15 protein-coding genes are annotated in these 12,665 nt (G+C 57.0%); 4 read left to right on the top strand and 11 right to left on the bottom strand.

Going from position 1 to position 12,665, the window contains the following annotated elements:
* Positions 1-4 precede the first annotated feature (4 nt).
* Positions 5-1,348 (top strand): glucarate dehydratase, encoded by a 1,344-nt coding sequence (gene gudD / locus AC1RR7_RS01105; RefSeq protein ID WP_493155790.1) that lies wholly within the window; start codon positions 5-7, stop codon positions 1,346-1,348.
* On the opposite strand, the gene AC1RR7_RS01100 is transcribed toward gudD, so the two are convergent.
* Complete coding sequence (locus tag AC1RR7_RS01100) at positions 1,345-2,220, bottom strand: LysR family transcriptional regulator (protein WP_493155788.1); 876 nt, start codon at positions 2,218-2,220, stop codon at positions 1,345-1,347. The two genes, gudD and AC1RR7_RS01100, sit on opposite strands and share 4 nt — an antisense overlap.
* A gap of 160 nt (positions 2,221-2,380) precedes the next feature.
* Between AC1RR7_RS01100 and ampC the strand changes: the two genes are divergently transcribed.
* On the top strand, positions 2,381-3,547 hold the full coding sequence (gene ampC, locus AC1RR7_RS01095; protein ID WP_192558468.1) for a class C beta-lactamase: 1,167 nt from the start codon (positions 2,381-2,383) through the stop codon (positions 3,545-3,547).
* A 71-nt stretch (positions 3,548-3,618) separates the two neighbouring features.
* Here the strand turns inward: ampC and AC1RR7_RS01090 are convergent, their stop codons facing one another.
* Positions 3,619-4,182: a DUF4174 domain-containing protein gene (locus tag AC1RR7_RS01090; RefSeq protein ID WP_493155785.1), complete on the bottom strand. Its 564-nt coding sequence runs from the start codon at positions 4,180-4,182 to the stop codon at positions 3,619-3,621.
* Between the two features lie 209 nt (positions 4,183-4,391).
* Here AC1RR7_RS01090 and AC1RR7_RS01085 point away from each other — a divergent pair, with 209 nt between their 5' ends.
* Complete coding sequence (locus AC1RR7_RS01085; RefSeq protein ID WP_102621704.1) at positions 4,392-4,856, top strand: GNAT family N-acetyltransferase; 465 nt, start codon at positions 4,392-4,394, stop codon at positions 4,854-4,856.
* On the opposite strand, the gene AC1RR7_RS01080 is transcribed toward AC1RR7_RS01085, so the two are convergent.
* The 4 genes from AC1RR7_RS01080 to AC1RR7_RS01065 form a co-directional block, all read right to left on the bottom strand.
* Positions 4,846-5,109: a hypothetical protein gene (locus tag AC1RR7_RS01080; RefSeq protein WP_493155782.1), complete on the bottom strand. Its 264-nt coding sequence runs from the start codon at positions 5,107-5,109 to the stop codon at positions 4,846-4,848. The genes AC1RR7_RS01085 and AC1RR7_RS01080 overlap by 11 nt on opposite strands.
* Before the next feature lie 80 nt (positions 5,110-5,189).
* Positions 5,190-5,975: a sulfite exporter TauE/SafE family protein gene (locus AC1RR7_RS01075; RefSeq protein WP_011335062.1), complete on the bottom strand. Its 786-nt coding sequence runs from the start codon at positions 5,973-5,975 to the stop codon at positions 5,190-5,192.
* Between the two features lie 104 nt (positions 5,976-6,079).
* Positions 6,080-7,294 carry an MFS transporter gene (locus AC1RR7_RS01070; RefSeq protein ID WP_493155780.1) on the bottom strand — a complete coding sequence of 405 codons (1,215 nt, stop codon included), beginning with the start codon at positions 7,292-7,294 and terminating at the stop codon, positions 6,080-6,082.
* Positions 7,295-7,375: 81 nt separating this feature from the next.
* Positions 7,376-8,125, bottom strand: a complete 750-nt coding sequence (locus AC1RR7_RS01065; protein ID WP_493155778.1) for a hypothetical protein — start codon at positions 8,123-8,125, stop codon at positions 7,376-7,378.
* A gap of 246 nt (positions 8,126-8,371) precedes the next feature.
* Here AC1RR7_RS01065 and AC1RR7_RS01060 point away from each other — a divergent pair, with 246 nt between their 5' ends.
* Positions 8,372-9,520, top strand: a complete 1,149-nt coding sequence (locus AC1RR7_RS01060) for an aldose epimerase family protein (protein WP_493155776.1) — start codon at positions 8,372-8,374, stop codon at positions 9,518-9,520.
* Positions 9,521-9,704: 184 nt separating this feature from the next.
* Here the strand turns inward: AC1RR7_RS01060 and AC1RR7_RS01055 are convergent, their stop codons facing one another.
* The 5 genes from AC1RR7_RS01055 to AC1RR7_RS01035 form a co-directional block, all read right to left on the bottom strand.
* Complete coding sequence (locus AC1RR7_RS01055; RefSeq protein WP_102621754.1) at positions 9,705-10,142, bottom strand: SUKH-3 domain-containing protein; 438 nt, start codon at positions 10,140-10,142, stop codon at positions 9,705-9,707.
* A 71-nt stretch (positions 10,143-10,213) separates the two neighbouring features.
* Positions 10,214-10,684 (bottom strand): hypothetical protein, encoded by a 471-nt coding sequence (locus AC1RR7_RS01050; protein WP_146013099.1) that lies wholly within the window; start codon positions 10,682-10,684, stop codon positions 10,214-10,216.
* Between the two features lie 142 nt (positions 10,685-10,826).
* Positions 10,827-11,222 (bottom strand): hypothetical protein, encoded by a 396-nt coding sequence (locus AC1RR7_RS01045; RefSeq protein ID WP_493155774.1) that lies wholly within the window; start codon positions 11,220-11,222, stop codon positions 10,827-10,829.
* Between the two features lie 208 nt (positions 11,223-11,430).
* On the bottom strand, positions 11,431-11,964 hold the full coding sequence (locus AC1RR7_RS01040) for an Imm15 family immunity protein (RefSeq protein ID WP_102621698.1): 534 nt from the start codon (positions 11,962-11,964) through the stop codon (positions 11,431-11,433).
* A 128-nt stretch (positions 11,965-12,092) separates the two neighbouring features.
* Positions 12,093-12,485: a hypothetical protein gene (locus AC1RR7_RS01035; RefSeq protein ID WP_102621697.1), complete on the bottom strand. Its 393-nt coding sequence runs from the start codon at positions 12,483-12,485 to the stop codon at positions 12,093-12,095.
* Positions 12,486-12,665 lie beyond the last annotated feature (180 nt).

The following is a 12,665-nucleotide window of genomic DNA, read 5'->3' as shown; positions in this document are numbered from 1 at the left end:
CCAAATGACCGCACACGACATCGCCAAAGCCCCGATCATCACTGAGATGCAAGTCATCCCGGTGGCCGGCCACGACGGCATGCTGCTCAACCTGAGCGGCGCCCACGGGCCGTTTTTCACCCGCAACATCGTCATCCTCAAGGACAACGCCGGCCACACCGGCGTCGGTGAAGTGCCCGGCGGCGAGCGTATCCGCCAGACCCTTGAAGACGCCCGCAGCCTGGTGGTCGGCAGCCCGATCGGTACTTATCAGAAGATCCTCAACCAGGTGCGCCAGACCTTTGCCGACCGCGATGCCGGCGGCCGCGGCCTGCAAACCTTCGACCTGCGTATCACCATTCACGCGGTCACCGGGCTGGAAGCCGCCCTGCTCGACCTGCTCGGCCAGCACCTCGACGTGCCGGTGGCGGCATTGCTCGGCGAAGGCCAGCAGCGCGATGAAGTAAAGATGCTCGGTTATCTGTTCTACGTGGGCGATCGCCGGGAAACCGACCTCGCCTACCGCAGCGAACCGGATGCCGACAACGACTGGTTCCGCGTGCGTCACGAGAAAGCCATGACTGCCGACGCCGTAGTGCGTCTGGCGGAGGCGGCCCATGCACGTTACGGCTTCAAGGACTTCAAGCTCAAGGGTGGCGTGCTCAGCGGCGACGCCGAAATCGAAGCGGTGACCGCACTGGCCGAACGCTTCCCCGACGCACGCATCACTCTTGATCCGAACGGCGCGTGGTCATTGAAAGAAGCCATCCGTTTGTGCCGTGACCAGCATCATGTGCTGGCCTACGCCGAAGACCCGTGCGGTGCGGAAAACGGCTATTCGGGCCGTGAAGTGATGGCTGAATTCCGTCGCGCCACCGGCCTGAAAACCGCCACCAATATGATTGCCACCGACTGGCGCGAGATGGGTCACGCGATCCAGTTGCAGTCAGTCGACATCCCACTGGCCGACCCGCATTTCTGGACCATGCAGGGTTCGGTGCGGGTGGCGCAGATGTGTCATGAATGGGGCCTGACCTGGGGCTCGCACTCCAACAACCATTTCGACATTTCCCTGGCGATGTTCACCCACGTCGCGGCCGCCGCACCGGGCGACATCACCGCCATCGACACCCACTGGATCTGGCAGGACGGCCAGCGCCTGACCAAGGCGCCGCTGCAAATCGTCGACGGCTGCGTGCAGGTACCGAAGAAACCGGGGCTGGGCATCGAGCTGGACATGGATCAGGTGGCCAAGGCCCACGAACTCTATAAAGGCATGGGACTGGGCGCGCGGGATGACAGCGTGGCGATGCAGTTTCTGATTCCGGGCTGGACGTTCGATAACAAGCGGCCGTGTCTGGTGCGCTAAGCCTGCGCAGCCTCCAGCAGCCAGTGCCTGAACGCTGCCATCGCCGACGTCTCCGGCCGTGACTGCAACCGCGTCAGCCAATAGCTGCCGGTGGTGATTTCGATGGCAAAGGGTTGGCGGATCAGGTCCGCCGCCAGTTGCCGGGCAAACATCAACGGCGGCGCCAACGCCACTCCGCTACCCTGCAACGCCGCTTCCATCATCGCCAGCGACGAGTCGAACACGATGCTCTGAGGCGGCGCAGCATGGGTCGCCAGACCGGCCGCATGAAACCATTCCGGCCACTCATCGGTGCGATAGGAACGCAGCAAACGCTGCTGCAGAAGATCCCCCGGCGTGTGCAGTTGCCGGGCGATTTCCGACACGCAAAGCACCGACAACGGCGCCTCCAGCAAACGGGTCGCCTCGATACCGTGCCACGCCCCCGCGCCAAACCGGATCGCGTAATCCAGCCCTTCAGCGGCGACGTCCACCCGATTGTTGTTGGTCGACAGTCGCAAATCTATGAGCGGATGTTTCGCCTGGAAGTCCGCCAGCCTCGGCAACAACCAGCCCACGGCGAAAGTGCCCACCGCGCCGACCGTCAGCATTTCCCGATATTGCCCGCCTGCCAGACGCTCGAGCATCTGCGCGATATGATCGAACGACGTGGTCAGCACCGGCAGCAAAGTTTCGCCCTCGCCGGTCAGCATCAGCCCACGGGGCAGGCGTTTGAACAGGATCACGCCGAGTTGCGCCTCCAGGCTTTTGACCTGATGGCTGACCGCGGCTTGAGTCACGCACAGCTCAACGGCAGCGCGAGTGAAGCTCAAATGACGCGCAGAAGCTTCAAAGGCGCGTAATGCATTCAAGGGCAATTGAGGTCGAATCATGCCAAGTCCCAAATTTTTCTAATGGCTCATCCGAGTTTTCATCGTTTGTCGAAAGACACCGGACTGCCTAGATTTGGCGGCGCCGATCAGCCGGCCCGACGGAAAACGCTCGCAGTGTAGCGGGATAACACCATCAACACTCATGGAGAGTGGTTCAAGCATGTTTTCGATCAACCTGAACAAACTCAAGTCCCTGTGCGCTTTCGGACTTTTCTTCAGCGCCGCCACCTGCCTGGCCGCCCCGCAAACCGACGATCAGTTGCAGGCGCTGGTCAAGGCCACCGTGACACCGGTCATGCAGCAACAGGACATCGCGGGTCTGGCTGTAGCCGTGACCGTCGATGGCAAGGCGCATTACTTTAACTACGGTGTTGCCGACAAAAGCACCGGGCAAGCGGTGAGTGAAAACACCCTGTTCGAAATCGGCTCGGTCAGCAAAACCTTCACCGCGACCCTCGGCGCCTACGCCCAGGCCAGCGGCAAACTGGCGTTTTCCGACAAGGCCAGCCAGCACTGGCCCGAGCTGAAAGGCAGCGCGTTCGACCGTATCAGCCTGCTGCAACTGGGCACCTACAGCGCCGGTGGCCTGCCACTGCAATTCCCGGACGCCGCGGACTCTTCCGACAAGATGCTCGGCTATTACCAACAGTGGAAACCGACGTATCCTGCTGGCAGCCATCGCCTGTATTCCAACCCGAGCATCGGCCTGTTCGGTTATCTGGCCGCAAAAAGCCTCGGCCAGCCGTTCGATCAGATCATGACCGAAACCCTGCTGCCGAAACTCGGGCTCAAGCACACCTTCCTGTCGGTGCCCGCGTCTGAAGAGAAGCTCTACGCCCAGGGCTATGACAAGAACAACCAACCGGTGCGAGTCAGCCCCGGCGCACTGGATTCCGAAGCCTACGGCGTGAAAACCAGCGCTGCGGACCTGCTGCAATTCGTCGAAGCCAACCTCGACACCGCCAAACTCGAAACACCGCTGCAAAAAGCCATCGCCCTCACCCACACCGGCTACTACACCGTCGGCGACATGACCCAGGGCCTGGGCTGGGAACGCTACGCCTACCCGATCAGCCTCGAGCGCCTGCTGGACGGCAACTCCACGCCGATGGCGATGGAAGCGCACAAGGTCAAATGGCTCAACCCGCCACAGCCGGAACCGGCGAACGTGCTGCTCAACAAGACCGGCGCCACGGGTGGCTTCGGTGCGTATGTCGCGTTCGTGCCGTCGAAGAAAGTCGGGATCGTGATTCTGGCGAACCGTAATTATCCGAATGGAGAGCGGGTGAAGATTGCGCACAAGATTCTGGGTGAGTTGACCCGGTAATCACGCCATAAAAAATGGGCGACCTGAGAAGGTCGCCCATTTTTGTTTCAGCTCATTCCACGATCACGCCATCAGTCATCCGGCATTTCCGCAGGTTTGGCCGGCTTCGCGGGTTTTGCCGGTTTGCCGCCCTTCGTCCCTTTGGTCGGTGCCGCTTCAGCAGCCACCGGTGCTGGAGGCGGCGCGGCAAGCTCTTTCTCGGCGGCTGGCAGTGCATCGATGGTGTCGAAGACTTTTTTCAAATCGACTGACTTGGCCTCATCACCCGAAACAGCAAGCTTGGTCTCGCCATCCTTGCCCACCAGGAAAATTTTCGGATAAGCCCCGGCGCCCAGCTTCAACGAGCGCAACAGCCCCATGGTGTCCTGCTGGCCGAGGTCCTTGCCGTCGAGTTGGCCGAACATGTTGAGGATGGTGTAGACCTTGAGCTTGCGGTCGGCGATGCCTTGCTTGTTGGCCGGGTCTTCCAGCGACTTTTTCAGGCTGACCCAGACAGGGTCGACCGTGCTGCTGGCGATGACGATCAAGGGGCGGTAGTTGCCTTTGTCGACGTCCAGCGGGGAATCGTTGTCGCCGGCGAACAGGGGGCCGGCAATCGCCAGCAAGAGTGTCAGGGTCAGTGACCTGATGAGCATGCGCATCTCCTTTTGATATCCACGCTCTAATGATTGCGCATCGTGGCGATTGTTCCGGGGTTACCCGGCAAATATGTTTCGCCTTGTTCAAAGCGTAGGTCAGCAACGATTTTGCGCAACCGCATGCGCTCGATCATGTCGCGCATTTGATTACCTTTCATGACCGCATTAGGGTGGTTGTTCTGCTGATGAAACGGAGTTCAAGCCCCATGCACATCGACTACCTGTGCGATCACCCCGAACTGATTGAAGAACTGGCCGAGCTCAACTTCAAGGAATGGGGCCAGTACAACCCCGAAGACACCCTCGCCGCCCGCACCGAACGCATGCGCGCCGCCTGCGGCAAAGGCGCGATTCCCAGCGTGGTGGTGGCGCTCGAAGACGGCCGGTTGCTCGGCGGTGCGCTGCTGATCGACAGTGACATGGACGCCCGTCCGCAACTGACGCCGTGGCTGGCCGGGGTCTACGTGAAGGCCGAACAACGCGGACGTGGCATCGCTTCGCAGCTGGTCAACCGCATCGTCGAGGAAGCCGCCGCGCTGGGCCTGCCGCAGTTGTACCTGTACACCGATGCGGCGCAGTCGCTGTATGCGCGACTGGGTTGGGAGGTGGTGGAAGAGATGGAGTATGACGGCTTGCCGGTGACGGTGATGAAACGTTCTATCAGCCAGTGATCGCTTGGCTCAGCGCCACTTCCAGCCCGGATGAATCGACACATCGGCCGTCAAGCCGAAGCATTCCGTCATCGAGGTTGACGCTCAGGGACACCGCAGGTTTGTCACCCGGATACCTGCGCAGCAACAGTTTGATGCCGTTGTCGCTTTCCTCGCTGGTGGAGATCAGATCCCACTGGCTGTCGCTCAAGTCCAGCAGCGTCTGTTGGCGCTGCTGATCGACGACCAGTGGCGCGTAAAGCCAGTGGCTCATGCGCATCTCCCGGGGCTCGACCGTGATGGCGAGGCGGCCATTGCAATGGAACGTGGTTTCGCTCATGGCTTGCCTGCCGATCAGAACGCCAGTTTGTAGCCGATCAGCACCAGCATGGTCGCCAGGCACGGGCGCAGCAGTTCATCGGAGACGCGACCGGTCAGGTGGCTGCCGAGCCAGATGCCCGGCAGCGACCCCACCAGCAGAAAGCCCAGCACACCCCAATCCATATTGCCCATGCTCGCGTGGCCGAGGCCCGCGACCAGGGTCAGCGGTACGGCGTGGGCGATTTCGGTGCCGACCAGACGGCGGGTCGGCAGCAGCGGATAGAGGATGAACAGTGCGACGGTGCCGAGGGCGCCGGCGCCGATGGAAGTCAGGGCGACCATGGTTCCGAGGATCAGACCGGTGATCACGGTCATGACATTCAGGCGCGCACCGCTCGGGTTGTAGTTGCCGCCGGCACGTTTGTGGGCGAACTCCAGCAGGCGTTTCTTGAACAAAATTGCCAGCGCCGTGGCGAACAGCACAAAACCCAACGCCTGCTTGATGATTGCATTCATCGCGTCCGGCGCGGTGTGCAGAGTGCTGAGAAACCACAAGGTCATCGCCACCGCCGGGACACTGCCCAGGGTCAGCCAGCCGGTGATGGCCCAGTCGATGTTCTTGTTCTTCCTGTGCACCAGCACGCCGCTGGATTTGGTGATGGCGGCGTACAGCAGATCCGTGCCCACCGCCGTGGCCGGATTGATGCCGAACCACAGCAGGATCGGCGTCATCAACGAACCGCCGCCGACACCGGTCATGCCGACGATGAACCCCACGACCAGCCCGGCAATCACCAGGCCGAAATTTGCCAATTCCATTAAGACGTCCAGACGAACCACAGGAAAATCCGGCCCGCAGCATAACCAGTTTTCTTATAACGCCCTATATCGATCGGATCTATCGTTATGCCATTTCTTGAACATCAGTGCTGCCGCCGTCCCGGTTTAAAACTGTGGGTGCTGTTGATCCAGACCGTGGCCAACGCGATCAGCGAAAGAATCAGCAACGCCCACGGAAACGACATCGCCCCTGCACGGTCCAGTAGCAATCCGCCAAACAATCCGCCGCCGGCAATTGCCACGTTCCATGAAGTGGTGAGCATCGCCTGCACCACATCGACGTGCTCCCCGGCGGAGTCCGCTGCGGCGGTAAGCAGTAACGTCGCCGAGCCGCCGAACGACAGGCCCCACACCGCCATGCAGGCATAAATCAGCCAGGGCGACGGCGCGACCAGTGCCAGCACCAACGCAGTCACGGCAAACACCGCGAGGCTGATCAGCGCCAACCCGCGCAACCAGCGATCCACCAACAGGCCGATGATCCAGATCCCCAGCAGCGAGCACAGACCGAAGACCAGCAGCACTAGGTCGACCCGCTCGCCAAGACCGGCCTGCATCAGGAACGGCGCGATGTAGGTGTAGAGAATGTTGTGGCCGAGCATCCAGGTCAGTACCACGAACAGCACCGGGCGCACGCCGGGCAAGCGCAGCGACTGCATCAACGGCAAACGTTCGGCGCGGGCCTGGCCCGGCCGATCCGGCACCGCGATGACGATCCACGCCGCTAACACCAAAGCCAGCGCCGACATGATCCCGAACGAGGCGCGCCAGCCGATCACATTGCCCAGCCAGGTGCCGGCCGGTGTACCCAGCGACAACGCCACCGGAGTGCCGAGCATGGCAATCGCCAGCGCCCGGCCCTGCTGATGCACCGGCACGATCCCCCGCGCGTAACCGGCCATGATCCCCCACGACAGCCCTGCCGCCATCCCGGCCAGGAACCGCGACGCCAGGGTCACACCGTAATGAGTGGAAAACGTGGTGACGGTGTTGAACAGCAGAAATCCACCGACCGTCATCAACAGCACCCGCTTGCGCCCCCAGCCACGGGTGGCGACCGTCAGCGGTATTGCCGCGACAATCGAGCCCAGCGCATACAGCGTCACCAGTTGACCGGCCAGCACTTCGCTGACGTTGAGGCCGGCGCCGATCTGCGGCAAAAGACCGGCCGGGAGGGTTTCGGTGAGGATGGCGATGAAGCCGGTCATGGCAAACGCCAGCAGTGCGGCGTAAGGCAGTTTATCCGTGCGGGTGGCACGTTCCAGGTTCGTGAATTCGGCGCTTGCGGGGTCGGTCATGACGGGTGCAGCTCCCTTTGAGTCAAATCGAACGACAGATTGTATACAAACACGATCGTCCGTCACTCTAACCGACTTGGCTCACTGCACTGGCAAAAAATTCAAAAACAGCAGGCTCTGGGCGTAATTCAGCCCGATGCGCCGGTAGCGCTCGTCGAGCATCTGGGTCAGCAAGTCCAGACGCGCCACGACTTTGCCGAACTCCGTGGCGAAGCTCAGATTGCTGCCCTCCTCGGAAATCTCGTTGGAGAACAGCAGCGGCTGACCTTCCTTGTTCTGCCGCTGGGCGAGGATCCACGTGGCTTTCTCGATGTTGCGCGCGGCGTTGTTGACGAAGGTCGGGTTGATCTCATCGGTCATGTAGAACTCGGTGCGGTTGCCGTGGGCGGTGACCAGCATGCTGCCGATCGCATAGATAAACGCACCAACCCGGTCACCGAGAAACTCCGGGCTCATGGCGTAGCTCAGCGCTGCCAGATCCTTCTTGCCGCCCAGCGTCGGCAACGGTTGCTGCTGTTCGATCGCCAGCCGCACCTGCTTGACCGCGGTGCGAATGTCGAGGAAGCCGGATTTGCGCAGCTCGTCCGGGTTGCGCAGGTACAACTTGCCCATCAAACGATAAAGGCTGTCGAGGTTGTCTCGCATCGCCAGCGTGGCCATGCGATCGACGCTGGTCTGGAGAAACTCCTGAGGCCTGCCCTCGCGCATCTGGTTGATGAAATTGTTGCCGTCCTGATGGCTGCAACCACCGAGCAACAGCGTCGACAGGCAGGCCAGTAACAGGCACGGGCGATGAATGAAAGCAGCGATTGGGCGAAAAACTCTCGACATGAATTCTTTGAGGGACACATTCCTGTGCGGCGGGAGTCACCGCAACCTGGCCATGGATAGAGCCGAGGATTTCGCAAAAGTGCAGTGCCGCAGCGATTTCCCGACCTTCGGCGCAGGACACCCACTCAATTTAGTCCGACTTTATTTTTGCAATAAACGTTTAATCCGCTATAAATTTTCATTCACACGATAATTAGCATGACTATTTAGCGATTTTCAAAACAACAACAAAATGGAAGGTCAACCATGCTTCAATCCCGACATCAACTCTGCGGCCTCGGACTGTCCCTGATGATCGCCACCCTCTCCGCCCAGGCCGCCGGCCTGTCCAGCGAACACAAAGCCTTCGGCAAAACCAATGACGGCACGCCCGTCGAGCAATACATCCTGCGCAACAGCCACGGCATGCAAGCCACGGTCATCACCTACGGCGCAACCTTGCAGGCGCTGCTGGTGCCGGACAAACACGGCAAGCTCGACGACATCGTCCTAGGCTTCGACGATGTGCAGGGTTACCAGAAAGGCACCGCGTACTTCGGCGCGACCATCGGCCGCTTCGGCAATCGTCTGGCCGATGGCGCGTTCGAGCTCGATGGCAAACGCTACCAGGTGCCGCAGAACGACAAGACCAATGCCTTGCACGGCGGCACTCAGGGCTTCGACAAAAAAGTCTGGAAGGCGAAGGAAACCAAGGACCAGGATTCGGTCGGCGTGACCCTGACCTACCTGTCGGCGGATGGCGAAATGGGTTTCCCCGGCAACCTTACTACCGAAGTGACTTATCGCCTCACCGACAGCAACGAACTGCGCATCGACTACAAGGCCAGCACCGACAAACCGACAGTGCTCAACCTGACCAACCACAGCTACTTCAACCTCGCCGGTGCCGGCAACGGCGACATCCTCAAACAGGTCGCCACCCTGCACGCCAGCCATTACACCCCGGTCACCGCCAAACTGATCCCGACCGGCGAACTGGCCCCCGTGGCCGGCACGCCGATGGACTTCACCCAACCGACCGCCATCGGCCAGCACATCAAGGTCGATCACCCGCAGTTGAAATTCGCCGAACCGAAACACGGCGGCTTCGACTTCAACTGGGCGCTGGACACCAAAGGGGACGCAAGCAAACTCGCCGCCGAAGTCAGCGACCCGCAATCCGGTCGCCACTTGCAGCTGTTCACCAACGAACCGGGCGTGCAGTTCTACACCAGCAACTTCCTCGACGGCACGGTCAAGGGCAAGAGTGGCAAGGTCTATCCGCACTGGGGCGCGTTCACTCTGGAGACCCAGCACTATCCGGACTCGCCGAACCAGCCGAACTTTCCGAGCACCCGTCTGGATCCGGGACAGACCTACACGCAGAGCGTGGTGTTGAAGTTTTCTGCGAAGTAAAAGCAAAAGATCGCAGGCTGCAGCAGCGTCTACAGGGGAAAATTAATCCGGATGTAGAGCTGTTGCAGGCTGCGATCTTTTTGCTTTTTGAACCCCTGGGCTAGCCTGCTGCCCACTCAAAATCGTATCAGCACGAACAGACAGACGAACTCTTTACACTCAACAAGTCCGGGGGGGTCAGGAATCACTCGCTCCACTCACCGGCCTTGCGCCCGAAAATCAGGGTTTCCAAGGCCTGAATGAAGTCACGTCCCTGCATCCAAAGTTCGTCATGGATAAGGCTCAAGACGTAGCAGCGACCCCGCTCGTCCATCAACAGCGCGCCGTGGCCGTGCTGGACTTCGGCGATGCTCACCAAGGTACTGCCCAGGCGTTGCTGCCACTCAAGGAACTCTTCGCTCCCATGCAGATGTTCAAAGGTGCCGAATTCGACATCACTGGTAGCGCATTCCTCACCTGCGCCGCAGGTGCCCACCCGCAGTCCGGCAAGTTGCCCGAGCAAGGCCGCGGCCGGGTGTTCAGGTGGGACGAAAACCGGCAGCGGTTCGGTGCTGGTAGTGGGCCAGCCTGCGGCGAGAAACAGTGGACGCAGGCTTTCGGGGAGTTCGATCAGCGGGGGCATGTTCAGCATCCGGTCACAATCAGTGTTGGTAACAACAACGTGCGTTTTAAAAAGACGCCCGTTTGGCTATTTCAGCGCTTCGGCCCTCTTGAGTTCGACTCTCCATCAAGAGCTGCTTTTGTGGCTAGCTGTTCGAACGCCCGACTGAAATGGCCAATCCTGTTGATCATCTCGAAAAACCATTGAAAAGACTCCTGCACGAAATCTTCATCGGAAACTCTGTCAGGATACATGACACAAAATAAGGCTCTTATGGCAGCATCTTCGTTATCTTCAATGTCGACATCGCGCCCTTTCGCCTCCAGAAAATCCCAACATTTGACCCTGGCAGCATTCAACTCTTTTTCATTTTCTCCCCCCTCAAACCAGTATATGTGCGCAGCTGTAAACGCGCCATTGACAACAGGGGACACTTCTTCGTCCTGAAGAACCATACCGACGCCCGCGCACATAAACTTCATTATGTTCCGAGTTGCATCGGCCTCAGCTTTACCTTTACTCAACAGATCTGAAAAATTAATCATTTGCTCATGACTAATCATGGTGGACTCCAAGTGTTTCGAAATCATTAACTCCACGACCCTCTTGATTCGCCAGCCGACTAGCTCTTTAAAATTACTGATATACTTTTACACAGCATTCAAAAACTTTCTCGCCGCAAGTCTCACTGTAATCAATAGAGATTTACGTGGAAAGATCAGTACTAATCAATCTAATCTCGTCGCTTGTGGTTTCGTCAAAATCGAAACTCGCGCATAGAGAAGCAGCGCTTTCGGCCATATATGCCCCGCAGCATTTCCAATCTTCATCTATCAGTAAGTAGTATTTTTTATCTTCGACTACCGACAGGACAAAATTAAATGCATCAGCAGACAACAAATACTCTTTGCGCACGCAAGAGACTTCATGCATCGCCATCAGCCCTGCAATTATATTATCTGTTTCCGCCAAACTTAAAAGCAACAACTCATCAAAAGACCGCCTTAAAAGAGACTCAATCTTTATTTGATATTGGCTCAGCTTTCTTTTTCCTTGAGACTTTCTATAAAGAATTTCTCTTTTATAATGATCTATATTCATTTACAGCACCCTTTTGTGTAAAAGTCCTTTCCTTTACCGTTGCACAACTGGGGGCGACTACGCTTACTCATTCTTGATTTCAAAGGGGAGGTTTTTATTCTTCCACCCAACAACAACAACAACAACACACCAATACCACGCATCAAAGCTAACACACTTATACACTTATGAGGCAATGCATTAAAAAACACGCGCCACCAGCAAAGCATTAAAATGACTCTTTAACTATCAACGAGTCTTTAAAAACAGCAAAGACCCTTACAACAGCCTCACCGCAAGCCGCGTCATGAAACCTACTCTCATAAAAATCAAAAGCAGCTTCCAATCCGCAGTTAGAAAAATGTCTTTTAACTTCTTTAATCTCCTGCGAAGCAAGTCCGCTATGGTTTTTTCTTATCTTTTCCAAAAAACCTACTGCGGCTGGTTTTGGATAAATAAATATATTAGGCACGAGAACACCCTGCTCCCCGTACCCTTCAAAATCTGTAAAAGTAACTGCAAAAAAAATGTCACTGCCTCTCGACGCATCTAACAATCTCAAAGCACTCAAAAGAAACGCAGCAAACCCAGTCAGAAAATCAGAAACCTCGTTGCAGCCCATCTCCTCTTTCAAGCATTTTAAGCGGCTATATCTTGATACAAGCGGAATCTCTTCAAAGCTCTCATAGTTCGCAAAGAAAACACCCATATCATCATACGGCTCTTTGCTAATTATTTTATTATAAAGATCTCTAAATTTCATTCTTAACGCCGCTAACGATTACAGCCTTATGAAATACAAAACCATGCAAAACACTCCAACTATTCCACAGAGAAGCTCTCTTGAAATACTCATCTTCGCCAGTTGGAAACACAACAAAAAAACTCGACTTATAGTCTTTTTCTTGCTGCCTCGGCGACCATTTCATCTTCATCTTCATCTTCAGCAAGTAGAACCAATAGATCTCTCGGCACCTTCGGATTGCATGCAATTCTATGTCTAACCATTACAGACTTATCAGTAGCCAGTCTCTCGAAAGTGCTTCTATTGATACGTCTCTTCATTGCAACATCCCAACGAACATCAACGTCGTCGCTTAGTGACAGCCTCTCGAGCACATCAATAGATACCGACCCATTCGCAACAACCAACCGTGAAAGATCAGGATACTTTGAGATAACCTCTAGCCAAACTTCCTCTGCCGCAGTCTCATTTATCTTTGCATTTTCTACCTCATCTTTACTTTCCGCATAACACTTAAAATCATCAGCACTGCTAATCATCAGCTAAAACCTCAAGCCTTTCGGCACGTCATGTTTTTCATTGATTTCAAAGGGGACAGACTACTTTTAATCATTGGGCAGGGACTCGTACTCAGAAAGCCTGTTCGTTGGTGTGAGCCTGGTTAAAAATCTCAAACGTAAAACACGCGACGTTGAAGTGAACCTAAACGAAATTCAAAG

This window comes from Pseudomonas sp. GW821-FHT11G12 (genome assembly GCF_058808055.1).
The sequence above is the reverse complement of the archived record's forward strand: the minus strand, read 5'-3'. Positions and strand labels throughout refer to the sequence as shown.